Origin of the sequence: Victivallis sp. (assembly GCF_048170485.1) — a bacterium.
Classification (GTDB): domain Bacteria; phylum Verrucomicrobiota; class Lentisphaeria; order Victivallales; family Victivallaceae; genus Victivallis.
Genome location: NZ_DBEXAY010000045.1, coordinates 1 through 24,992, shown reverse-complemented (window position 1 = coordinate 24,992; position 24,992 = coordinate 1). Strand labels below are relative to the sequence as shown.

16 protein-coding genes are annotated in these 24,992 nt (G+C 56.9%); 4 read left to right on the top strand and 12 right to left on the bottom strand.

All coding sequences use genetic code 11. From position 1 onward, the window contains the following. Positions 1–89: 89 nt before the first annotated feature. Positions 90–1,334, top strand: a complete 1,245-nt coding sequence (locus ACMLHG_RS02395; RefSeq protein ID WP_417169425.1) for a sigma-70 family RNA polymerase sigma factor — start codon at positions 90–92, stop codon at positions 1,332–1,334. A 121-nt stretch (positions 1,335–1,455) separates the two neighbouring features. Here the strand turns inward: ACMLHG_RS02395 and rpsD are convergent, their stop codons facing one another. The 10 genes from rpsD to ACMLHG_RS02345 all read right to left on the bottom strand — a co-directional run bounded on the left by rpsD (position 1,456) and on the right by ACMLHG_RS02345 (position 14,483). Further along, positions 1,456–2,058, bottom strand: a complete 603-nt coding sequence (gene rpsD, locus ACMLHG_RS02390) for a 30S ribosomal protein S4 (RefSeq protein ID WP_294432592.1) — start codon at positions 2,056–2,058, stop codon at positions 1,456–1,458. A 200-nt stretch (positions 2,059–2,258) separates the two neighbouring features. Continuing rightward, positions 2,259–4,718 (bottom strand): hypothetical protein, encoded by a 2,460-nt coding sequence (locus tag ACMLHG_RS02385; RefSeq protein ID WP_417169424.1) that lies wholly within the window; start codon positions 4,716–4,718, stop codon positions 2,259–2,261. Between the two features lie 25 nt (positions 4,719–4,743). Beyond that, a complete protein-coding gene (locus ACMLHG_RS02380) occupies positions 4,744–7,287 on the bottom strand; it encodes a hypothetical protein (RefSeq protein WP_417169423.1) in 2,544 nt (847 codons plus the stop codon). 68 nt (positions 7,288–7,355) lie between these two features. Further along, complete coding sequence (locus tag ACMLHG_RS02375; RefSeq protein WP_295809572.1) at positions 7,356–8,654, bottom strand: thrombospondin type 3 repeat-containing protein; 1,299 nt, start codon at positions 8,652–8,654, stop codon at positions 7,356–7,358. 19 nt (positions 8,655–8,673) lie between these two features. Further along, positions 8,674–10,017 (bottom strand): hypothetical protein, encoded by a 1,344-nt coding sequence (locus ACMLHG_RS02370; protein ID WP_417169422.1) that lies wholly within the window; start codon positions 10,015–10,017, stop codon positions 8,674–8,676. Positions 10,018–10,031: 14 nt separating this feature from the next. Beyond that, positions 10,032–11,849, bottom strand: a complete 1,818-nt coding sequence (gene pilM, locus ACMLHG_RS02365) for a pilus assembly protein PilM (RefSeq protein WP_295809577.1) — start codon at positions 11,847–11,849, stop codon at positions 10,032–10,034. A 55-nt stretch (positions 11,850–11,904) separates the two neighbouring features. Continuing rightward, positions 11,905–12,594 carry a hypothetical protein gene (locus tag ACMLHG_RS02360; protein WP_295809580.1) on the bottom strand — a complete coding sequence of 230 codons (690 nt, stop codon included), beginning with the start codon at positions 12,592–12,594 and terminating at the stop codon, positions 11,905–11,907. A 32-nt stretch (positions 12,595–12,626) separates the two neighbouring features. Then, entirely contained in the window at positions 12,627–12,986 is a 360-nt protein-coding gene (gene secG / locus ACMLHG_RS02355) for a preprotein translocase subunit SecG (RefSeq protein WP_417169421.1), read from the bottom strand. Between the two features lie 165 nt (positions 12,987–13,151). Further along, a complete protein-coding gene (tpiA, locus tag ACMLHG_RS02350) occupies positions 13,152–13,922 on the bottom strand; it encodes a triose-phosphate isomerase (protein ID WP_295809587.1) in 771 nt (256 codons plus the stop codon). An 81-nt stretch (positions 13,923–14,003) separates the two neighbouring features. Then, on the bottom strand, positions 14,004–14,483 hold the full coding sequence (locus tag ACMLHG_RS02345) for a hypothetical protein (RefSeq protein WP_417169420.1): 480 nt from the start codon (positions 14,481–14,483) through the stop codon (positions 14,004–14,006). Positions 14,484–14,693: 210 nt separating this feature from the next. Between ACMLHG_RS02345 and ACMLHG_RS02340 the strand changes: the two genes are divergently transcribed. The 3 genes from ACMLHG_RS02340 to ACMLHG_RS02330 all read left to right on the top strand — a co-directional run bounded on the left by ACMLHG_RS02340 (position 14,694) and on the right by ACMLHG_RS02330 (position 20,750). Further along, on the top strand, positions 14,694–16,196 hold the full coding sequence (locus tag ACMLHG_RS02340) for a type II secretion system protein GspD (RefSeq protein WP_295809589.1): 1,503 nt from the start codon (positions 14,694–14,696) through the stop codon (positions 16,194–16,196). A gap of 44 nt (positions 16,197–16,240) precedes the next feature. Next, entirely contained in the window at positions 16,241–17,944 is a 1,704-nt protein-coding gene (locus tag ACMLHG_RS02335) for a type II secretion system protein GspD (RefSeq protein ID WP_417169419.1), read from the top strand. A gap of 505 nt (positions 17,945–18,449) precedes the next feature. Then, positions 18,450–20,750: a sodium:solute symporter family protein gene (locus ACMLHG_RS02330; RefSeq protein ID WP_417169418.1), complete on the top strand. Its 2,301-nt coding sequence runs from the start codon at positions 18,450–18,452 to the stop codon at positions 20,748–20,750. 219 nt (positions 20,751–20,969) lie between these two features. Here ACMLHG_RS02330 and ACMLHG_RS02325 read toward each other — a convergent pair whose 3' ends face one another. Both ACMLHG_RS02325 and ACMLHG_RS02320 read right to left on the bottom strand, forming a co-directional pair. Further along, complete coding sequence (locus tag ACMLHG_RS02325; RefSeq protein ID WP_417169417.1) at positions 20,970–24,641, bottom strand: hypothetical protein; 3,672 nt, start codon at positions 24,639–24,641, stop codon at positions 20,970–20,972. A gap of 2 nt (positions 24,642–24,643) precedes the next feature. Then, on the bottom strand, positions 24,644–24,931 hold the full coding sequence (locus ACMLHG_RS02320; protein ID WP_417169416.1) for an H-X9-DG-CTERM domain-containing protein: 288 nt from the start codon (positions 24,929–24,931) through the stop codon (positions 24,644–24,646). Between the last annotated feature and the right edge of the window lie 61 nt (positions 24,932–24,992).

Here is a 24,992-nt window from a genome sequence, read left to right as displayed (position 1 = left end):
TTTATCAATAAAAGTTGAAATAATTTTAAAATTTCCGCGTCCGCCGGCGAATTCCGGTCTATTTTCGGTGCGCGGAAAAAGGATCCTCCATGACAGAACAGAACTTCGCGTCAAAGTCCGCCCCAACAGCGGACACCACCTGGAAAGTGAAATCGGATGAAGAGACGGAGTTCGGATCAAAGAGGTGCGCCGCCGGAATCGCGCCGGCGGTACCGCTTGCCCCTCTGTCCGACCTCCCGGAGGAAGAAGATGACTTCCCCTCCGTCGAACCGCTCGCGGAATCCCGCGCCGGCCGCAAACTCGTCATCAAGAAGGTGGAGGCTCCTCCGGTCAAATTTGCGCCGAAGACTCCCAAATCCGCTCCCGGGGCAAAACATGACGCGGAAGCGGAGGCCAGACGCCGCCGCAAGAGCGGCGAAGCCGCCGCCAGACCCCGCACCAAGCAGGAGAAGGATTCCGCGCGCAAAATCGCGCTCGACTCCAAGGTGATCGCCGGCACCAAGAACGATACCATGAAGGTCTACATGGGGGAAATCGCCCGGATTCCTCTGGTCAACAAAAAGGAAGAGGCGGAGCTGGCCGACGCCATTCACTGCGGCGACCTCGACCGTCACGAAGATGCCCGTTCCACGCTCATCAAGGCGAATCTCCGCCTGGTGGTCAAGATCGCCCACGACTTCAAGGGGCTGGGGCTGCCGTTGCTCGACCTGATCTCCGAAGGCAACATCGGCCTGATGCGGGCGGTGGAGAAGTTCGACCCGGCCAAGGGGGCGAAGTTCAGCAGCTATGCCGCCTGGTGGATCAAGCAGTCGATGCGCCGCGCCCTGGCCAACCAGAGCCGGACCATCCGCATTCCGGTCCAGTCGGCGGGCAAGATCAACAAGATCAAATCGGTCCGCATGAAACTGGCCGAAGAGCTCGGCCGTGAGCCGACGGATGCGGAGATCGCAGAACATCTCGACTTCAGCGAACGCACCGTCGCCGGCCTCCGTCTGGCCGATCTGCGCACCTTCTCGCTGCACGACCCGATCCAGCAGGGCGAGGAAGGGGAATTTCAGGACATCATTCCGGACCGCCACGCGATGACGCCGAACCAGATCCTGGGAGACGTCGAATCGGTCTTCCGGCTGATGGACCTGCTCGAAAAACTGGAAGACCGCGAGCGGCGCATTCTGGAAATGCGGTTCGGCCTGCACGGCAACCGCCCGCTGACCCTCGAAGAGGTCAGCCAGGAGATCGGCCGCACCCGGGAACGGGTCCGCCAGATCCAGAATCAGGCGCTCTCCAAACTCAAGCAGCTTCTGGTCGACGAAGCGGGTTTCTCCGCGGACTAAACCCCTCGCAACAGCCGGCGGAACAGACAGAAAATATACGCGCTGTTCCGCTGTTGCAAAAAAAGAAAAACCCGGCGGGAATCTCTCCTGCCGGGTTTTTTCGTATTCGCCGAAGCGGAACTCAGCGCGCGTAGTACTCGATCACGCTCATGATCTTGACGCTCACCGGAATCTCTTCCAGCTGCGGCGCACGGGTCAGCGTGGCCTTGAGGTTGTCGAGATCGACTTCCATGTACGGCGGGACAACCGAGTTGCCCTTCTTGGCCATCTCGGCGATCGCCGGGGACTTCTCGGCGTTGATCGAAATAACCTGCCCTTCGCGGACCTGATAGCTGGAGCGGTCGACCCGCTTGCCGTCCACGAGGATGTGGCCATGGTTGACAAACTGCTTGGCGGCGAAGATGGTCGGCGCGAATCCGGCGCGGAACACCATCGCATCAAGACGCTGTTCCAGGCTGCGGAACAGCTTTTCGTGCGCCTGACCGGTACCGGCCTTCGCCTTGGCGTAAGCGATGCGGAGCTGCTTCTCGCTGATCGCGTAGTAGTTCTTGAGTTTCTGCTTCTCCATCAGCAGTTCGCCGTAGGTGGAGAGCTTGACCCGGCGGCCCTTGCCGTGCGGACCGGCCGCATACGGACGCTTGACGCTCGGGCACTTCGGATCGCCCCAGATGCACTGGCCGACCCGGCGGCAGAATTTGTGTTTCGCTCGACTTGCGGTTGGCATAACCAATCCCTTTCCTTCTATGTTTTTGTTTTCCGGAAAACGGGTGTCAAGCCTTCATCAAACGATTGGGGCCCGAATTCCGGCAGATGAATATCGTTTAAAATAGCACGAAAATCATTCTTTTCAAGTATATATCGATAAAAGAGATAAAAAAAGCCCTCCCGTTTTCGGGAGAGCTTTGCGAGAACTCAGAAACCGGATCAATGATTCCGGCCGAAATCCGGCAGTCCGCGGGAGCGGTCTTCATCCGGGAAGAAGGCCGAGCCGTCCGGCTTGACCAGCCGGCAGGTCAGGAAGACCAGCAGGTTCCGTTTTTCCGACTCCGTGTACTTCGACTGGAACAGCCGTCCGACCAGCGGCAGATCGCCCAGAATCGGAATCTTGTCGTTGACAACCGTCGTCGTATCCTGGGCGACGCCGCCCAGCACAATGGTCTCGCCATCGTAGACGGTGACTTCCGTCTTGATCACACGCTTGTCGAAAATCGGCATCCGGTAGTATTCACCATCGACGCTGCCGTCGGTTTCGATCGTCCGCGCATCGTACTCCATCCAGCCGCTGAGGGTCAGAATCGGCAGATTGATGTCGGCATTGATCATCCGGCGGTCAAGATCGACGATCTTCGGCGTGATCGAGAATTTGATGCCGAGCGGAGTCGGTTCCGACTCGAAGGTCGGCTGCGGACCGGCAGAAGTCGGAATCCAGTAGGTCGAACCGCTCGAACCGCTCGAATCACTCGAACCGCCGGCGTTGTTCATCGACAGGTCGACAATTTCCCACTCATCCGGGAAGTACCGCTCCGTCACCATCTCGATCGTCGCCATCTGATCCGGCAGCGTAGTCACCCGCGGCGAAGAAAGCACATCTTCGCTCGACGCCCAGTTCAACGCAAACATCGATGCAACAAACCTTGTTCCCCGGTCATTGGCCCAGACGTAGGAGAAGGTGCTGTCCGTCATCGGGTCCGACGCCGTGTTATTACCGGTATCGGTCTTGTAGTAACGCATCAGCGCATTGGAACCCTCGTCCCAGCGGGTCTTCCGCGTGGCGGTATATTTTCCATCTCCCGCAGCCGAGGTTGCCGAGACAGCGGAATTCACCGAAAGCTGATAGTTGAATGCCAGCTCATCCAAGTCGTTCTGCGAGATTTCAATGAACTTCGCCATGATCTGAATCATCGGATCCTGCTGCTTGAGCAATTCGTTGACTATCTCGTCGATCTTCTGGAGGTTTTCCGGGGTGTTGGTGACAATCAGCCGGTTGATGCGGCTGTCATACACAATCTGCGAACCGGCAGGAAAATCCACCCCTTTGAAGTAGTTCTTCAACGCCTGCTCGTTCTCCGGATCATCCACCGGCGCCTGGTCCATCGGGAAGAGCCGGGTTTCCATGTTCTCGAGAGCAATCCCTTCCGGAGCAAGCACAACGGCATACTTCTCAACTTTGTAACGCAACTTTGCCGTGTCACACAACTTGATGATCGCATCCATCAGCGACTTGTTCTGAATGAGCAGAGTAATCCGCTGCTCATTGTCGACACCCCCCTCTTCGCCTTCCGGATTGTTAACCAGCTGCGGCTGAGGTTGCGGCTGAGGCTGGGGTTGCGGTCCCGGCGGAAATCCCTCTTCTCCGGGATTCTGCTGGGTCACCTGCGGAGCCCCGCCGGTACGCAGGAAAATGTTGACACCAAGTCGCTCCGGATCCTGCTGGCGGCTCTGATCGCGCAAGTTCTTCACCGCCGCGGTGATAGTGACATCTTCAAAGTCAATTCGCGGAATAATAATACTGTTGAGCTTCTGCTGGAGCGGGCTGAGTTTCACTTCCGCCTTGACTTTCGGCCCTTCGTCGATCAGATTCTTCGCCGCCGAACTGTCTCCCTCCGGCAGAATCGGAATCGAATACTTCCACTCCACCTCGGAAATCATCTTGCGATGCTCGTCCCGGTAACGGGCCAGACCAACCTTGTCAATCCGGGCATAAGTCGCCTTGACATTCTGAATCGCATCCGCATTGTAGGGATCCAGCAGCAGAACCTCCTGGAACTTCCGCAGTGCCTTGCCGTAATCCTTGGCGTTGATGAGCTGACGCCCCTGCTCCAGCAACACCTGAATCTGGTACTGCTGTGTCTTCAGATTCGGCAGCAACTTCTCTTCGGAAGTCTCCGCTATCATAAGAGCCTTGGCCTGGCGCTTCTCGTACCGCTCGATGCGTGACTGAAGCTTCGCCGCATTTTCCGGAGAGTATTTGATCGCTTCCTTGCAGATGGCAATCGCCTCTTCGAAATCACGGGCCTGGGCCCGCTCCTCCGCCAGAAGCATCGCATCTTCCGCCATGTAGGAGTAGCATTTACCGATCTGCCGGCGACACCAATCGGTCTTCTGCCGGAAGGTTTCCGACGGGAACTGCTCGAAAATCTTTACCGCCTCAATGTATTTATCCCGCGCTTCCAGATATTTGTTCCGGATGAGCAGGTCGTTGGCCTCCGCCACCAGTTTTGCGGCACGCTGCTCATTCTCCTGTTTGCCCTGATCAATCCGGGCGAGCGCTTCCCGCGTGCCGCCGGCGAGCTGCGATCCCTCCTCCGCCTCAGCCGTCGACGTCATGACAACGCCGAGCGCGAAGAACAGACCAAGCACCTTCATCTTCTCTCTGCTAACCATATTTTTAAGCCTCCGGCGTTAATTTTTACCGATTGAAGTCGGGCGCGCCGACACTCTTGTTGCGACGAATCGGAATGCCGTCGTTATTCACCAGACGCGCAGTGACGAAGATCAGCAGACTCTTGCGCTCCACATCCTCCACCTGGGACTGGAAGAAACGCCCGATCAACGGCAGATCACCCAGAATCGGCCACTTGTCCACCCGGGTGGCCGTGGTGTTGTCCACCATGCCGCCCAGCACCATCGTCTCTCCGTCATACACGTTGACGTTGACATTGAGATTACGACGGCTGATCATCGGCATCCACACTTCAAACGAGATGTTTTTCGGTGTGTTGACCCACTGCTGTGTCGTAACCAGAGTTCCACCGATATCCTCCGTCACCGTAGTCAGCTGACGGGTATAGCCCTGCACCTGGATCTGGTAGGAGTCCTTCCCGAGATATTGGCTGATCTGCGGATTGACCTTCATGTTGATCGTGTAATTGTCCGAATTGACCCGGGGAGTCACGTCGAAGATCACACCGACATCCTCCTCTTCGTCGAACGAAGGAACCGGAGGCGTAATGGTATAGGTGCCGTCATCCTCTTCAATCTCGTAGGTATCCCAGTCGGTCGGGAACTGATAGGATTTCGCCAGCCGCACCTCTGCCGTCGTTCCGTTGGAGGTCAGCACTTTCGGCGCCGCCATCGTCTCGGTACGGGTGTTCTGGCTGAGTGCATTGATCGTCAGCTCCACGTTGAGCGGCAGATTGGAGCCGAAAGGATACTGCGAGCCGAACAGCGCCGGGAAGATGTTCCAGTTTTTGATAATCGACCCGTCGACGCTGGTGAGATCCGAACCGGGGCGTATGACGCTCTCCTTGTTGGCCCCCTGGCCGAACAGCCATCCCTGCGATGCGCCGGTATTCAACGAGCCGTCGCTCGACATATTCTTGCCGATCAGACTCATCGACCAGTCAAACCCCAGCTCCTGCAGATCCTGCTCGGTCACCTCGATCGCTTTGATCTCAATCATGATCAGCGGCTTTTCAATCGCATCCAACTGCCGGATCAGCTCATCCAGCCGCTGCAGATTCTCCAGCGTGTTACGGACAATCAGCCGCCCGGTCCGCTTGTCGTAGTCAATCGAGGTTCCCTCGTTGAACGTAACGCCGCGAACAGAGAAATATCTCTTGAGCATCTCTTCATTAATGGACTTCCGTGCAGTAGCCGCTCCCGACGTTTCCAGGAAGGTCTTGGCGTCAATCGCTTCCCGGGAAGCGCCGCCGCCACCACCTCCGGCTGCCGGTGCAGGTGCCATTTCCGGCGCCATCAGGCCGTCTTCACCGCCGCCGCCGCCACCACCTTCTCCGGCAATTCCGGAAATCAGGTTGCCGCGGATCGGGAAATAACGGGTCTGCATCTCATCCACCTCCGGCCCGATGAACACGCCATCGTGTTCGATGCGGTACTTGAGCCCGGTATCCTGGCAGATGTAACGCAGCACTTCACTCATCGGAATGCGCGAAAAACTCATCGTAATCCGTTTCAGCGTCTCCGCCGTCCGGGCGTTGATACCGGTGGAAATGTTGACCCCCTGCTTATCCGGATCAAACACTTTGCTGCGGCTGTTGAGGAAGCGGATCACCGCCATAATGTCGGCATCGTCAAACGCAATACTCGGGAAGATGATCCGCTCCATCTTCGCGTAGACCCCTTCGGTATCCACCGGACGCTCCGTCCCCGGCCGGACCGTGGAATCCACGCTCACCGTGAAGACCGGCTCCGCCCACTGCCAGTCGGCAAAGGCCATCATCCCCATCGTATCCGCCGAACGCCGGTGCAATCCGTAGGTGTAGATCTGCCGGTAGATTCTCGACATCAGATCCACCGCCTGAACGTTGTAGGGGTCGATCAGGAAAATCCGCTCCGCCCGACTGCGCGCTTCCTCATACCGCTTCTGGCGGAAAAACACTTCCGCTTCCCGCAGCAGCCGGTTGATCGTCGCCCGATCATGCGCCAGCTCCGGATTGGCCTTGTCAAGTGACACCGCAGTTTTCGCATCTTCCCCCTTCTGGCACTTCGTGCAGTACTCTATCAGTTCAGCGGCCTCCGCCTTGCTCCCGGGATCGATGTTCTGGACATCTGTCGCAATGGAAATCGCATCGGAATAACGCTTCTCCGACGCTGCAAGCCGGGCACGGAACAACAGCGATTTCGCCCACTCATGCCGAATCTCCGCCAGCTCCTGCCGGCACGCCGTCCGACGCGATTCCGCGATCAGGCCGGTGTCCTTCTCCAGCTCCTCCAGGATCTCCTGAAACACCTTGACCGCTTCATCAAATTTCTGCTCAGAGCGCAGTTTTCTGGCGGCAGTCAGTTTCTCGTCCTGAGCGGCGTAACGCGCCTGTCGCGCTTCCCGCTCCTTCTGGCTGAACTCATCGTCGAAACCGCTTCGAACGGCTTTCTGAACGACCACGGCCCCTTTCGGCTCCTCGGCGACCGCCCCGGACACGCCGGCTGCCGCAACCGCCAGACCGATCGCAGCCATGCCGCGCGAAATAAGCTTCCGGTTAGAGATTTCCATGCTCTGTTTCTACCTTACATTATTGAATCGATCGTTTCATTCATTTTTTTCATCATAACTTCATCGGGTCAACGCCGACTGCGCCCCACGCCGATGCCGAACTCGTCCATGCCCGGCTCAACCACATCGTGGCGCACAAGCATCTCTTCCGGAATCTGGCCATCCTTGGTAACCAGCATCGAGGTTCCCGCCGGATCCAGCGTGGTGTCCCCCTCAAACTTCGTGGGATCTTCCAGCTGTGCCGTCATTTTTTTCGGATCAATCGACTTCAGCCGGTACCGGGTGGTGCCGATCGCACGGCTGCCCATCGTGAACACCTCGCGGATATCACAGATGTACACCTTGTCCTTCATGCCGGTGTCGATCAGAATCGCCTTGGGATTCGAGGAGTAAACCTTCTGGCCCACCTGCATCTCCAGCTTGTCCTTGCCGTTGCCATCGCACTGCTCGAGGTAGATCACCGACTCATCCTTGATCAGCTTCGTCCCATCCTTGGTCTGGCCGGGAATCTCCGTCTGCTTACGGAGAATGTCATAGATCTTATACTCTTTTTTATCCAGCGTGATAATGCTGCCCAGCATTTCGATCTGCGTCCGCTCACGACCGCGATCGTCTTTGGTGTTGAGCTGAATGTCCCACTTCTGTTTGTCGTCGCTGTTGTTGGCGTTGAGCGCGCGGAACGTGATCGGCAGTTCCACCCGGCGCAACGCGGAGAGCTTCAGCCGATACCAGAGCGGCGGCCGGCTGCGCGGGTCGGTCGGATTCGTCCCCATCTTGATCTCATAGACGTTGGAGAATCCATCCCCGTCCTTATCCATACAACCATCGTGCGGATTGGTCTTGTCAAACCCATACTTCCCCTCGTCGACGTCCGACATACCGTCGCCGTCGGCGTCTTCCGCGGTAACCTTCCAGATCGGCCCCTTCTTCTCCGGCGGCTGAACCAGTTCGCCGTCACAGAGCGGACACTTGCCGGGCGGAATCTCCTTCTGCCCCTCTTTTCTCTCCTTGTTCGCCTCCGGACCACCCTGGAAATAGCTCCGCGGAATGATCTTGCTGCAATGTGGACAGCGCGCCATCGCAAACGGAATCACCAGATCGGAGAAATGTTCTTCATTCCCCTTCTCCCGCGCAACCGACGGCCGCCACGTCAGGCCGGTCTTCTGAAATCTCGCCGCAACATCGAAATCCGCGGCTTTGGGATCCTTCGGCTCATAGTCGGCTTTCCGGCTCGGAATCTGCAGGCTCGCTTCCGTCACTTCACGCGTCTGCTGGATAATCCGCAACACGTGAATCATCGAAATAATAAACGCCACCAGCAAAAACAGCAGGATCAGTTTCTCATAATGTCGCTTCAGAAATTCCAAAATAAACCTCCATGCCCCGCTAGTTCTGCATGATATAATCCACGTCGATCACGGCCCGGCATTCGTCACTGCCGCCGATCAGCGTATCACCGTAGCCGAAGCGTTCATAATATTTCTTCTTCTTCTCGGCCTCTTCAAACTCCTTCACAACCTGTGCGCGACGGACCTGAAGCTCTTCTGAAGTAAGCTCCGTCCGCGTCGGCATTTCCATCGGGACAACCGACTGCCGCCGGCCGCGACGGCCACGCACCTGCGGCTGCTGTGCCGGAGTCGTCGTCGTCATTGCCGCCACCGCCGCACTCTTGCGCGCCTCCTGCTCCATCAGCGAATCGATGAAATCCTGTGGCAGCGTATTCTCCTGCGAGAACAACGCCTCCGCCGGATCATTCAGGGCATACAGTGAGACGCTCCGCACCAGGTAGACCCGGTTGGACGCAAACGCGTTGTCAATGTCCTTCACCAGCTTCCGGATGTTGCTGATCGAACCGATCACCTCGAAGGAGAAGTGATGAAGCTGGTAACCGCCCGACTCCTCGCCGGCCAGCGTCCGCTTGCGGAACGCAGTCAGCTCCTTGACGCCGGATTTGCTGATCTTCTGCGCAAGATCACCGATGATATCCCAGTTGCGGACCACCAGCGGGTATTCCTCCGGTTGGTAGACCGTGTTCTCTTCGAATGAGAAGAGAGAGGCATTCGGCCCGACCGCCACCTTGCCGGCGAGCATGTCAAGCAGTTTGTACCGGAAGTCGCTGATGAATTTCGTGAGGTTCTCCGGACGGCTCTGCATCGTCCGGGGAATCCCGAGCGCCCCGAGAAATACCTCGTCGATGTTGAACTCCGTAATGGGTTCCGTCGTCGCATTTTCCGCCAGCTTCCGAAACTCCTGAAGCGCCTCCGGCCAGTTGCGGAAACGGCGCTGGAACTGTTTGTAAAACACCCCCTGCTGCGCGCTGTTGTTCGCATCAATCCGGTCCCACCCTTCGTGGAATTTCTCCTTGAGCCACGCCAGCGTGATCTCCTTCGGAGCATCTTCCGCCTTCGCTTCCTTCTCCGTAAGTTTCAGCTCCTTGATGAAAGCATCGACCGCCGGATCCAGCGGGTGACCAAATCGCTTCTGCAGACCAGCCGCCGTCTTCGAATAGAGATCGATGTCCGCGGAAATCCGCGGCTTGTTTTCGTCAACCGGCGCCGGCGTCTTGGCGATCAGCTCCCCAATCTGCTTGCGCAGTTTGTCGGTCTCGTTGATGTAGCGGGTCATCTGCGTATACCGAATCGCAGTCCATACCAGCAGCGCCAGCGCCACCACCACGGAAACTCCGAGCACAATGAACAGCACAAGATTGTTTTTGACAAATCGATTCACAGTCTCTCTCCGTCCTATTTCTTGACAGGTTCTTTCAGTTTGAGGCGCATTTCGAACGAGGTGAGGTTCAGAACCTCGGTCTCCTGTTCGTACTTGTCCAGAATCGACCCGTCGTCGTCATTCGAAAAATACTTGGATTTCTTGATCTTCTGCTGAAGTTCATTTTCCAGGAGGTCACGCCCCTTGAGCACGAGAGTATACCCGACCAGATGCAGCTGCTTTGCTTCCGGAATATCCACAAATCCCGGATCCTGCTTCTGACGCTGTTGCTGCTGCATCATTCCGCCGCCGAACGGACCGAACGGCGTATCCTGCGGCACAGGAGCCGCATCCGTCTGCCCCGGAACCGTATCCCCGATCGCCTCCAGCTTGGTCAGCCACATCGAATCCGGCAACAGCGTCTGCAACTCGTTCAGAATGTCGGTCCACTTGCCGCGTTCCGCCAGGAAGTTCGCAGGCACTTCAAAGCTGGATTTCGCCGAGTTCAACGACCCCATCAGACGGTTGATCTCATCCATCTTCTTCGTCGTCTCCTCAACCCGGCTCTTGACCCGTTCCACCCGCGCCTTGTCGAAATTCAGACGCCGGTTCACGCCGACCGCAAAAATCACCAGGCAGACGATCAGAGAAAACACCGACGCATAGAAGTAAGGCTTCTTGCGGTCCAGCTCCTTCTGGCGCGTGATGCTCCGGGGGGTGAGCGTAATGTCGATCGGGCACTGCGTGAGGTTGCGCAGGCTCATGCCGATCAGCTCCTGGAACATCGGGGCGATGGCCTGCAACGCCTCCTTGTCCACCGTCTCGGCAATGGTGATCGCACTGAAGGTGTTCAAATACTCCACCGGCACCCGCAGCTTCTCCTGGAAGAAGTCGGTGATGTAAAGCATCGTCGAGCCGCCGCCGGAAAGCAGCACCCGCGTCGGCCGGTTGCCGCCGTGCTGCGCACGCCAGACGTTCAGCGAACGGCTCACCTCGCCGTGAAGTCGCGTCATCACGTTACGGGCGATCTTCGAAATGGTCGCCGCCACCTCCGACTCCGGCTCCTCATAGGCACCGCCGAGCGCTACAAAGCCGTGGCGCTGCTTGAGCTCCTCCGCCTCGGCAAAACCGATTCCGAACTCCTTGGCAATCTGATGCGTGATCGAATCGCCCGCAATCGGAATGCTCCGGATGAATGCCCGGCTGTGGTCGGCAATCATCAGATTGGAACCGCTTCCGCCGATATTCAGCAGCAGTACACATTCATCATCCCGGCACTGCCCGCTCCCCTTGGCCGCGTTGAACAGCGCGACTGGAGCAATTTCCACACTGAGAATCTCCTTGCCGGAGTCCTCGATCACATCGGTGTACTGGGTGATCTGATCGGTCTTCACCGCGACGAACAGCGCTTCAAACTCCTCGTGCGGCTCGGTCACCTCCACTACCGAACCGTCTTCCTGCGTTTCGGAATGTTTCTCTTCCCACTCGTGGCGGAGCAGCTGATACCCCCACTCCACCTCGTCCATCGGGTACGGAACCGTCTGGCGCGCTTCAAATTCCACCACCTTCGCAATCGCAGAGGAGTTCCCCATGAGCGGCGGAAGTTTGCTCAACCGCGAGAACGAAGACTGACCGGGCAGTGAGAGCCGCACCCCCTTCGCGGTGAAATTGTTCTCGGCGAGCATCTCGTGGTAGATCTGCGCGAAGGTGAACCCCTCCTCGCCCTGCTCCTCAAGATGGCGGAACGCAAATTTTCGCAATGTGATTCCGCCGCCCGGGGGGAAGACAAACTCAGCCATCTTCAGGTTGTCCCCGCCGACGTCAATCGTTAAAATCGAGTTCTCTTTTGCCATTTCCGCTAGTTCCGATGTTTCACCGCCGGGATCTTCCCGGCGCGGGTCATTGAGTTTATTTCATGCTGTCCGGCTTGATCAAATCATAATCATCCGGCCGGATCATCCGCCACGGCGTATTGCTGCGCGGCAGAATGCCTCCTTCCACCTTCAACGCATTGGAGGCCGCGGCATATCTCGCGAACTCCGCCGCCAGTTGCTGTTCATTTCCGCCACGCAGACCGTAGAAGCCGCGCCCGATCACCGTTCCGTTCCGGTCAGTGAAGGTCGCCTCCGCAATAAACGTGCTCGAATTGACGGAACTGCCCACCCCGGTCGCGGCAAGGTAACGGTCGAGCAGCTGCGGCGGGATCATCATCGTCGCTGTATGTTTGCGACTGTCGATCGGAATTGTGACAAACCGGGTGACCCCGTTCATCACGCAGGGAATCTTCCGCCCGCCGCTCTGCGCCGTGAAGACAACGGTCAGCGTCAGATTCACATCGTCGATCCACGCCCGGCGGTTCTTCTCGATCTTCGGATAGTAGTCGATCACAAAGACACACCAGCGGTTCCGGAGGTTGTTGGACATGGCACCGCCGGAAAAGTTGTCGCTGCCGAAATTCGGCGCCGATACATTGTTCTGCAGCGTAATTTTGATCTTGTTGAAGAAGTAATCATCCGTGCTGCTGCGCGGCGCCCCGGATACCGATACGGCCGACCAGACCGCCGCCAGAATCACCACTGCCGCCAGAACACTTTTCATCTTGATGAAACTCCCTATTCACTCGCTCTGCTTTATTTCGCCGCCTCGGCCTTCGGAGCCGCCTCGGCCTTCGGAGCCGTCGTTTCCACCTGCGCAGCGGGAGCGGCGGCAGCTTCCAGCGCCGCAGTCACGCCATCGTCGGAACGGCCCATCCGGACACCGTGCCCGATCAACGAAGCAAGCACCAGGGTAAGCAGGAAAAACACCGCCGTCATGATGACGGTGGCACGGGTCAGATGGCTGCCGGCCTGCCCGCCGAAAACCGACTCGCCGACGCCGCCGAACGCGGCCCCCATTCCGCCGCTTTTCGACGGTTGAATCAGAATGATCCCGATCAGCAGCAGCGAAACAACGACCACCAGCGCATAAAGAAAAACGGTCAAAGTCGACATGAAACAGTACCTTTTTCTGACATTTATCCAGCGGGCCGGAACCGCATCGCGGCCCGGCGCTCCCTATGAAACCAGTTAATATTAGCGCACAGCTTGGAAAAAGTCAAATCTTTTTTCCAAAACTTTGCGCCAATATCATGATATTTTCGCGGATTACACCGTTTTTTACTTCGCAATGGCGTTGTGGATCAGCGCGGAGAAGCTCTCCGCCTTGAGCGCGGCACCGCCGATCAGTCCGCCGTCGATGTTGCGCTGCGCCACCAGCTCCTTCGCATTTTCCGGCTTCATGCTGCCGCCGTACTGAATCCGGACACCCTCGCCGATCTCGCGGCCGAACAGGTCATTGAGCGTGCAGCGGATGAAGTTGTGGGTCAGCTCCGCCATCTCCGGCGTCGCAGTCTTGCCGGTTCCGATCGCCCAGACCGGTTCGTAGGCGATCACCACGCGGGACATCTCCTCGCCGGTGAGACCGGCCAGGCCGCCTTCGAGCTGACGGGCCAGCACCTCTTCGGTACGGCCGCCCTCACGCTCTTCGAGCAGCTCGCCGATGCAGACGATCGGCTTGAGTCCGGCCGCCAGAGCCGCCTTGAGACGCTTGTTGACCGTCTCGTCGGTTTCACCGAAATACTGACGGCGCTCGCTGTGCCCGAGAATGACGAACTCGGCGCCGGCCTCCTTCAGCATCGCCGCGGAGATCTCGCCGGTGAACGCGCCGCTCTCCGCCCAGTGAACGTTCTGCGCACCGACCTTGATGTTGCTGCCGCGGGCGGCTTCCACCACAGCGGCGAGCGTGGTGAACGGCGGGCAGACCACGATTTCCGCGCACTCCGGGCAGACATCGGCGACCAGCGGCTTCAGCGCTTCGACCAGGGCTTTGCCCTCGGCCGCGGTCTTGTTCATTTTCCAGTTACCGGCGATGATGACTTTGCGACTCATTTTATTTTCCTCTCAAATCGTGAATTTTGACGTAAGGCACTGAAAGGCCAGTTGAGAACATAGCATGAAAAAGCTTTTTTTTCAAATGGCGGAATCCGTGGAAGCCGGGTTTGCGTCAGTTTTTTTCACTTTTTCAGATTCCGCCGCCGGTTTCGGAGCATGTTTATCCACCGCAACCGCCGACAGAAACCGGGTCCGGCGCCAGAGGATCCAGAGCGTCATCCATCCACTGCTGCTCTCCCGGGAGATCACATCCTCCACCCCGTCCCCCTTGAGCAATCTGGCCCGGTCCTCCAGCATCGGATACATATAGCGGTTGTGAAGACGGTCGGAAAACATGTTGTATTCCCTCCGGTTCGGCCGGGTGGTCGAACCGCTCCAGACCGGCAGCCAGTAAAAGAGGTAAAGCCCGGTGTTGCTCGCCTCGATGTTCCCGACCACCGGCCTCCCGGAGGAGCTGAGCTGCCCCGCCACCGGCGGGGTGCTGCGGATAAAAGAGGTGTTACAACCGGCCAGCAGCAGCGACGACGCCGCCAGAGTGCAGAAAAACAACCGTTTCATTGCGGAATTCTCCCATCGTTCGGTTCCTGTTGTTCGTCGCCGATAATCTAATTCCGGAATATCCCTTTTACAAGTCCCTCCGCAGCGAATTCTCACACGAGCCTGACAATATCTTAACATTCGGCCACTATATTCTACGACATCAAAAGCTCCCGGGGCGGAACCGTTCCGCCGGGAGATCAATCCGCATTCAAAAGAAAGGAACTTCCTATGAAACGATTTGCAGCGGCACTCCTCCTGGCAGCCGGGTTCTGCCTCGCCGCGGCGCCGACCACCCGGGCGGAGAAAAACGTCCGGACCATCCGCCTGATTCAGGATGACGCCCAGGACTACATGGTCTCCAAGGTCTATCAGCTCAAATACCTGAAGGCGAACGACGTCACCCCGTTCCTCCTCGGCGTGGTCAAGCGCTACAACCAGCAGTCCACCGTCAACCGCATCAATTACAAGGCCGCCAACCAGCAGCTGCTCACGGTGAGCTGCCCGGTCAAAATGATGCCCTATGTCGATGAACTGCTCGCCAAACTGGACCGCCCCGCCAACATCGTCGGCCGCGCTCCCGGCGATCCGATCCGCGGCACCGGCATCACCCGCACGGTCTATCCGGCCCGCTTCCGCTCCGCCCAGGTGATGGTGGACATCATGGAGGGCACCGGCATCAACGCCGGCGGCGACTCCTTCGTCGGATACGACCCCACTACCAACCTCATCTACTGGAAGGATGACAGCAACAAAAACCGCGACCTCCTGAAATATCTCGCCTGGCTCGACCGGCCGATCCCGATGGTCAACCTCGCCCTGACCGTCTACGAAGTGCGCGAAAGCGAACTGCGCGACCTCGGCATCGACTACCTCGGCTGGCGCAACGGGCCGGGCCTCAACCTCTTCTCCGCCGGATTCGACGCGATGAGCCTCTCCTCATCGGGTTCCGCCGCATTGCAGGCCGCCAGCGGCGCCTTCGGCGGCTTCTTCTTCGCTCCCCAGTTCGACGCGAGTTTCGTCCGCATGCTCCAGCAGGACGGCCGCGCCGACATCGTCAACACCGCCAGTCTGACCATGGCCAACAGCGACAGCAACACCTACTCCATCGGGTTCGATCCTCAGTCGCAGGCCATCTTCAAACGGGACAACGATCAGCTTCAGGTGGGGATCTCCGGCGTCGGCATGAAGGGCGGCGTGAAGGAGCCCGCCCAGTCCACCGGCGCGAGCAATCCGCTGCTCAACAGCACGACGCCTCCGCCGCCGCTCCAGATGCTGATCACCGCCCCGCGCATCTGCTTCCGCGCCCCCGCGGACCCGCAGACCGGACTGGTTTCGGAGCGCGCGGAAGACGGGACGATCCATGCACTGGTGACCTTTCAGTACAACATGCAGGTCTCCAACGTGGTGGAACGCAACAACTACGGCGCGGAACTCGCCGAGGTGAGCTCGTTTTCCGGCAACTGCAACCTCCTCTCCGGCGAAGAAAAAATTCTGGCCGGCTGGAGCGAGGAGAGCGACGTCGAACAGGTGATCGGCGTGCCCTTTCTCTCGGAGATTCCGGTTCTGAAATATCTCTTCTCCACCACCACCACGAACCGGCAGAAGAGCTGGTTCTTCATCACCGCCCGGGCGGTGTTCGCCCACCCGGAAAGCCTGCCGCAGGTGTGGGGCGGCCAGCTTCAGGCGTTCGACGATATCGCACCGGTCACCACCGCAGTAAGTTCGAACTAACCACATGGCATGAGACAGCATAAATCAGAGGTTTTGACAGCATTATGAATACGAAACAGATGAGTTTTCTTCTGGCCGCCTTCGCCGCCGTTCCGCTCTTCGCCGCGCCCGGCGACTCCGAATCGGCGCCGTTCTACACCAGCAGCCGGGTCTCCGGCACGCTGGACACGGTCAACACGCAGCTCCCCTCGCCGGGGACGCCGCGCAACAGCAACAACAACGACACCGCCAGCTACATGGACACCCAGGTGCAGGCGCAGCTCCGGCTCGATCTGGATAAGGACACCGACGCCGTCCACTTCATCCGGGACAACAACGACCCCAAGGTGGTGACCAAAACCTACGTCCTCAAACACGCCGAACCCTATTCTCTGCGCACCTTCCTGCGGGAGATGGTGCAGACCAAGCGGGTCTTCGGCAGCGACACGGCGGTCGAATGCCTCCAGTTCGAAGACGGCGTCTCGCTGCTCTTCATCTCGGCGGAGGAGTACCGCTTCCACGACCATGAAAACGGCATGGGGATCGATTCGATCGTCGAACGGCTCGACAAACCCGGCATTCTCCACAGTTCGGGCCAGCCGAAATATGTCTACTTCCCCGCCAACGTCCCGGCGGAAACGCTGATGCCGATGATCAAGCACGTCGGCATGAACGTCTCCGGCGACGAAACCGAACTGACCGGCGGCAAGGACAAGGTCCAGCTCGACCCCGACCTCAACTGCCTCTTCTTCAACACCGCCTCCTATTCGCGCCGGAACATCGAGGAGATGCTCCGCAAGTACGACGTGCCGCTCCCGGAGCTGCGGATCCGCTTCTGCGTCTACGAACTCTACTCGGAAAACGATGAGAAACTCGGGCTCGACTTCCAGTCGTGGAAGAACAACGAAGGGACCGAACTCTTCAGCACCGGCGCCCGTTTCCGGGACAACTGGGCGGCCACCTACGGCGGCACGATGAGCCGTCCGCAGGGTTCCGAACGCACCAGCTTCTACAACTTCAACCCGAAGTGGAACACCCGTTACATCGACTTCCTCGCCAGCAGAGGCAAGGCGAAAATCGCCCACTCCGGCGAAGTGGTGGTGCGGCAGAACACGCAGACCTCCTTCCAGCGGCTGACACAGCTCTTCACCATGGATTCAACCGTTCCGGCGGAAAACACGGAGGAGCAGCCCGACGGCTGGTTCGGGCAGGCGTTCGACAAGGTGCTCGACGCCTTCGGCCGCACCTCGCCGGACAATCAGATCACCGTCGGCAAAGACAACCAGACCTCCGTCGTCCGGGACGACACCAATCAATACGGATTCACCATGACCGTCAAGGCCTCGTCGATCGCGCCGGAAGCGGCGATTCTCCATCTCGATCTGGAAAACTCCTCGCTGATCGGCTACCAGTCCAGCGGCGCCCCCCGCATCCAGAAGGGGAACAAGGTCAGCAGCGACATCATGATCTCCACCAAACGCAACCGTTTCGTCATCGGCGGGCTGGAAAAACGGGAGGTGGTGCGCGGCTCCAACGGGGTTCCGTGGCTGAAAGACATTCCGGTGCTCGGCTACCTCTTCCAGACCGAATCGGAATCCACCCGCAAGTCCCAGCTGGTCGTCGTGGCCGACTGTGAATATGTCCTGCCCGGCGCCGCGGAAAACCCGGAAGCGGCGAAGAAGATCGGAGAGATCCGGGACAACACCTCCGACGCCGGCGGCGCCAACCGCTACTTCTTCCGGCAGCATCTGCTCGATTCCGGGCGTTGAGCGCCCCTCTCATCCACGGCATTTCCCCCTCCTGTCCATCCACGAGAGGGGGTTTTTCTTTCCGGCGCGGATTTCATTTTTATAAAAATCAAATATTTTTGACACCAAGCTCTTGAAACCGTTCCAGAAAGGTGGTAATGTAAAACATTGGTATCCTGCGCCGGTGACTTTTTCCGACACAGCATACCGTGCATCCGGAGTTCTGTCCAGGAGTTTCCGGAGCGCACAGAAGGACTGTTCCGGAATTTTGATGGGGGCCCCGTGAACAATGGGGAAAAACCCGGTAATAGGATATTCTGTATTCCATGAAAAACGCTGTTCCAACGAGGCGGGCTGTCGCATCGACGGCCCGGGTGGCCGTTATTCCTTTTCGCGCCACAGCTTCTGTGTCTTTTGCTCTTTTCTCCTCTTCTCCCCCCTGCTGACCGGGCGGATTTCCGCTTCACTCCGGCATGAATTGTTTTTTCAGGAAACCTTTTTTTCACAATAACGTAAGAATTTTCAAATGAACTGGATCGGTTGGCTTATCGTCGTCTTGCCTCTCATCGCCATTCTATGGGCGGCCTGTCACGCACAACGGTATGTGCGCGGGGTTGCCGACTACCTCGCTGCCGGGCGTGTCGCCGGGCGGTACGTCATCAGCGTGGGAGACCTTCAGGCGGGGCTCGCCGTCATCACCCTCGTCGCCCTCTGCGAGCAGGAGTACCAGTGCGGCATGGCGATGGGGCTCTGGAGCAAGCTGACCATTCCGGTAAGCATCTTCATGTCGCTGACCGGCTACTGCGTCTACCGCTACCGCCAGACCCGCTGCCTCTCGATCGGCCAGTTCCTGGAAATGCGTTACAACCGGGCGTTCCGCGTGATCGCCGCCACCATCCGGACGATCGCGGAAATGATCACCAACGCCATCGCCCCGGCGATTGCGGCCCGTTTCTTCATCTACTTCCTCGGCTTCCCCCACTCGGTCACCATCTGGGGGATGACCATTCCAACCTTCATGATCGTGGTGATCGTCGTGGTCACGCTGGCGACGATCGTCATCCTGCCCGGCGGACGTGTTTCGCTGATCATCACCGACTGCTTCCAGGGGCTGATCGGCTACCCGATCTTCGTGATCTTCACGGTCTTCGTGCTGAGCAACATCTCCTGGGTGGACGACATTGCGCCGGTCATGCTCGACCGGGCGCCCGGCGAGAGCTTCCTCAACCCGATGGACCTTCACAAGCTGCGTGACTTCAACATCTTCAGTCTGGTGGTCACCATCGTCGGCAGCATTCTCAACCGCGCCAGCTGGATCGGCAACGACACCACCAGCGCCGGCCGCACCCCGCACGAGCAGAAGATGGCCGGCGTCCTCGGCACCTGGCGGACCGGTTTCTCGATGCTGATGTGCACCCTGATCGCTCTCACTGTGGTGGTGATCATGCTCTCGAACCACTTCCGCGAAGAGGCCCGCGACGTCCGCGTCGAACTGGCCAACCGGGTGGCGACGGAAATCATTCCGGACCAGGCGGTCCGCGAAAAACTTGCACAGCATTATGAGGCGATTCCGGTGGCGACCCACGTGATCGGCGTGGACAAGCCCTATTCGCGCACCGAGAACCCCGACACCCCCTACCTGAAGGGGACCTACAATCTGCTCCGCGACACGGTCGAAGACGGTCCGGCGGTGTTCCAGAAGTTCCGCACGCTCTACTATCAGATGATGATGCCGGTGCTGCTGCGCAGCTTCCTGCCGAGCGCGCTGATGGGACTCTTCACACTGCTGATGATCATGCTGATGCTCTCGACCGACGATTCGCGTATCTTCAACGCCTCCTCGACGATCGTGCAGGACGTGATCATGCCGTTCCGGAAGAAGGCGTTCACGCCGCGGGAGCATCTCTGGTGGCTGCGCGGCGTGACGATCGCGGTGGGCGCGTTCTTCGTCTTCGTTTCGCTCTTCATGTCGCAGCTGGACTACATCAACATGTTCATTCAGATCATGTGTTCGCTGTGGCTGGGCGCGGCGGGGCCGATCATGATCGGCGGACTTTACACCCGGTTCGGAACGACGACCGGAGCGTTCTGCGCGCTCTTCTTCGGGTCAGGAATCTCGCTCGCGGGTCTGCTGCTGCAGCGCAACTGGGCGGACATCATCTATCCCTGGCTGGATGAGATGGGCTATGTGGCGAGCGTGGCGGAATTTCTGGAAACTGCGTCCGGCCCGTTCCACCCGTACATCGTGTGGACGATGAGCGACGTGAAGTTCCCGATCAACTCGTACGAGATCTACTTCATTGCGATGATCACGGGGTGCGTGGCCTACCTGATCGGTTCGTTCCTGACCTGCCGCCGTCCGTTCAACCTGGACCGGATGCTCCATCGCGGGAAGTACAGTCTGGATGGCGAACAGCAGCATCACGAGGCGTGGACCTGGCGGAACGCCTTCTCCAAGCTGATCGGCATCACGGACGAATACACCACCGGCGACAAGGTGATTGCGTGGTCGGTGTTCGGTTACACGATCGTCTACCAGTTCATCATCGCGTTCGTTTTCGTGATCATCTGGAACGTGTTCTGGCCGTGGCCGCCGGAGTGGTGGAGCATCTACTTCTACTTCAACACGATCATTCTGGGTGTGATCGTGGGAATCATCTCGACGGTCTGGTTCTTCTGGGGTGGAGTTGTCGACCTCAAGCGGCTCTTCCACGACCTGGCGGCGCGGGTGGAGAATCCGCTGGACGACGGCCGGGTATCGGGTCACGTCTCGGTGGTGGACCTCGCCCACGTCGAGCGGGCGGAGAACAAGAACTCCGACAACTGAGCGAAGCAGACTCCACAGGGAGAGCGGTAAACGAGCCGCTCTCCCTTTTGCACAGAATCAACTTTTTTGAAATTACCTCATATAGAGTGTTCTCGTGAAACGAAACCTCTTAGAAGACAATAGTCGATTTTGGAAATCTTTGTCTCTCTCAACCACCCGGAAAATGGAGGATGCCTCCGCCTCCGGGAAATGCCGTGTTGTTCCGCACGTGTCAGAAACTCACTTTGTTGCAGTGGCGGCTATCACAGCAATGTCTTGATCGGATGTTACAGTAATGGCGGTCACTGGAATCAACTCCTTTTGCGATTCAGAAACCACACCGTCGACTTCCAGATAACGTTTGCTGTCCAGAGAAATAAACAGATATGATCCACTCAGCTGGTTACGCCTCTTTAAGGCAGGCTTTGAAGTCGAACCGTCTGCATAATCCAGCCGCACATCAATCTTGACTCCCGCTGGAGCAGAGAAGAGCAACTGAATATTGCGGCATGATTCACGTCCCTGAAATATCCGTGTCTGCCGATTTTTTCCAAGTTTGATTGCTTTGATTATTCCGTTTTTGGCGAAAACGTTAAAGTTTACACCGGCAAATTTTCGGACCGGCACCCCGGTTAGCTCCATATTGAAAAGATCGGTCAGGTCCAGTTTTTTCTCGGATTCAAACTGGATGTTGCCAGAACGTGCCAAAAACTCGTTTCGGCAGATGCGCATCTCTTTCGTCAGCATCGACTCTTCTTTCGGCGGAATGTGACGTTTGAATTCGGGGACAGTGTATCCCCGGTAAACAAGTTCGATGCAACTGTTTTTGCCGGACTTCAAAATCAGATGTTTCGAAGCCATGTCATACCGATAGTTGTTAATCGGAACTCCGTCCATTTTTACCTCGTCTGGCTTCCTCCTGCTCCACAACATCAGTTCGAATGCCTGCGAGTTGCGAAACTTCAACACCGCCCGGGAGTCCGAAAAGTTAAATTTTGCATCAAGAATTTCCGCAGGATACCAATTCAGCAGTTTGACAGGAGCCTCACGACCGACGATCATTGACCCGGCGACAGAATGTAACATCGGCACAAAACTCGGCTGCTCAACCATGCTCCAAATACTTTGTTTTGTATTTTCAAACGTTCCAGCGGCAAGAATTTTCGCCAACTTTTCGGTGTCCTCTCCCAGCATATCGCGTATCATCAGGTGGCGCGCCAGCGGTGCGGGACCATTCTTGCTTCTCTTCTGGCCAGGTAGCCGGTACAGCGGATCAGCCCATTGCGGATAGTATCGTTTCAATTCTTCAAACTCATATCGCGCTACCTCATCCTTACAGAAATCCCGATACAGGCGGATCAAGCCGCCGGAATAGACGCATCCGAAAAGAAAGCTTGTTGCCAGATAAGGATTGTCCCATTTGTGTGGAATAATTCCACCGCAATTGATATAACCCAGTTCCGGCAGGTTTCGGTTCCAGTCCCAGTTATTGTTGACACTCATATCGTAACGGCGTTTTCGGAATGTATTTGTGATCGGAATTGTTTCCTTCGCCAATATGTAGAGTGCGAGATCGGCAGTCTGCTGATCGCCGACGCCGCGAGCGATCTTCTCCATGGCCTCAGACGCGACATAAGTATCAGTCGCCATATCAATATGATGGCAAAGCCAGCGGTCGGAGGATGCAACCGCCATAGTGGCCCATTCCATGCGGCACGGAATTCCGCTGTAAATTTTACGAAGCATATCGTAATGTTTTCTCAATATTGCCCAGTCGCCGCTCACTTGCGCATAGCGAGCGATACCGTTGAGTTCGAATCCGGCGAGGTCAGTAGTGTCACGCAGGATCATAACTCCGCGGGTCACGGACTTCCAACCGTAGCTGCAATAGGAAATTCCGCTGTATGGCTCGGTTCGTTCCGCAAAAATATGGGAGGTATTAATCAGACCAATCTGGGCCGCGTCCCGGATTCGCCTCGCATACCATTCGATCAGCGCTCGAACCACGGTGGAAACCCGCTTCTTGTTCTCCGCGGACAGGGAGCACCAGCTTTCCAGAACCTGTGCCCAACAGTTCAGTTTCGGATCGTTGCACGCATAATACCCAGCATATTGGACAAAATCCGGCATCCGGTTCATCCATTCTGTCCGTTGTGGCCAGCGATCGGTCCCCAGAAAGAGGTCATCCGTCAGAGCAGGAAGCGGCAACGTGTAAATCAGCTCGTTTCCCTTCCCGAACAGATATTTACCGTAAACGGTATTACAATGTGAATCGGTCAATTTTTCCTGAACGGAAATGGGATATCCGGCTTCGCCAGCCAAAGCTAATACCGGAGGGAGCGGCGCAATTCGAAGAGCCGGAGTTTTCCACTCGTTATCCATTTCATAATAACGGAACACATTCCGGACACTCACTTCGTTCCGAGCTCGATCAACTTTGAAATACTCTTCGCAGTCATACGGCATTGCATTCATTATATTGTTAAGCAGGCGACACTGTGCCCATACTCTATGGGACTGATCCCGCCAACCACGTTCCAGAGGACGTGCTCCGTACAGGCACGAAATGCCGAAACTTTTAGTGCGGAAGAAATCCTGGACAATCACTTTCCCTTTTTTCACCAGAATTCGTTTGGGACGCTTCTGGAAGGTGACGAGCCACGGCACTGCCGGAACATCGTTCCCAGAGACAATTAACAGGAAATTTTCACTCAAATCGTCGCCAGCGATCGTTCCTTCTGTCAGAATTTCTTTTTTGCCCCTGATTATGGCGTACACGGCTTTCAGGTCCGCGTTCCCAGCAGTTGGGGAGAAATGGACGGAATCGGCGTCGGTAGAGAGAACCACGCCAGGAGCAATCCTGCTTTCCAGCAATTTCCAGTCGATCATTTTCCCGGATTCGTGCTGATACAGCCAACTACGGCTCTGTCCGCACCAGCTCACAAAGTCCGGGTCCTCGCAGGTTTTTACTACTTTAGCTCGATCGGGATAAATCCGGAGTCCGGATCGCGTCCCGTCAGCATTGGTGAAAAAAGCTCGGTCCAGCAGATTTCTGCTGCTTTTGAGCACAATCGTGTCGAATGTTCGCTCCAGCAGATAACCGTTCAGTCCGAAACTGAGGAATGATGCTCCACGCTGCCAACCGTCTTTCAAGGGGCTTACCCCTCTTATCTTCCTCAACTCAGAGCGTCCTGCCTGAATTTTCTGGTAAAGAGCCTTGTATTCTTCTATGAATTTCTCGCGGTTTTCTGGAGCCAGAAATCGTTCCAATCGTTTTCGACTTAATTCAAGATCATTCACCGCAAGACCATGAATTCGCATCGCTTTGATCGTCTCGTCGAAAAACGAGAGTTTCTCTTTTCCGATTATCAGAAAATGTCTATCTAATGCTGATTTCGAAAAAAATAAACTGATGCGGTCGACATCGACAGCGACAGGTTGACCCGGCAACTTCGGAATAATGGAGATGCTCAGATAGCATCCCGGCCGTTTCCCCCGATATGATGCCAGCTCATCAAGATCGGCGGAATATTCGTGCATTGCGTCACCGGGTCCAAGGCTGAAAGTCCGGAAAAACACCGGCTTCGATTGGTCGAACGGCTGGAGTTCAACTCGCAAAACAGCCTCGTTCCCGGAGCGATTCGCCAAACGAATCTGAAAACGCCCCAGATCATTGATTTGATACCTCGACAATCGACCATAGGCAGTTCTTAATTTGATTTGTTGCCTAGATTGAACCTTCAAACACCCGTCAACTACTTCTATTTTCTCCGGAAGCGGTCTCTCTATCGTCAATCCTTGTTCGTTTGGTTGTGGAAAGCGCGGATCGTTGAATTCAAGATTCAGCACATCATACTGTGCATAAGCTGTCTGATAGATAGCCGCCGTAAGCAGTAATGCCAGAAGTTTCATTATTACCTTTCCCAAACATTGTTTTCTTGTTGATGATCAGGAGCGAAAATACCGGAATTGAACGGTTGCAGGTAATTGTCAACTTTTTCCGCTTTGACATGTCCGTCGACAAAAACCACTTGTACTGTTGAACTGTGCCGTGCCGCCGGACTCCCGCTGTATATATCTCTCTGGGATGAAGAGTCGCGAATCGTATAAAATCCATATTTCGTATCCGGTATTCCGTTGCTGCCATTCCGCCAACTGTCAGTAAACCAGAGTTTCCGACTTGGATTTTTAGAGCTTATCAACTAATAAATTGATTTTAATAGCTCCTTGTGCTATATTATCTTCACGCAAAAACAATGGAGG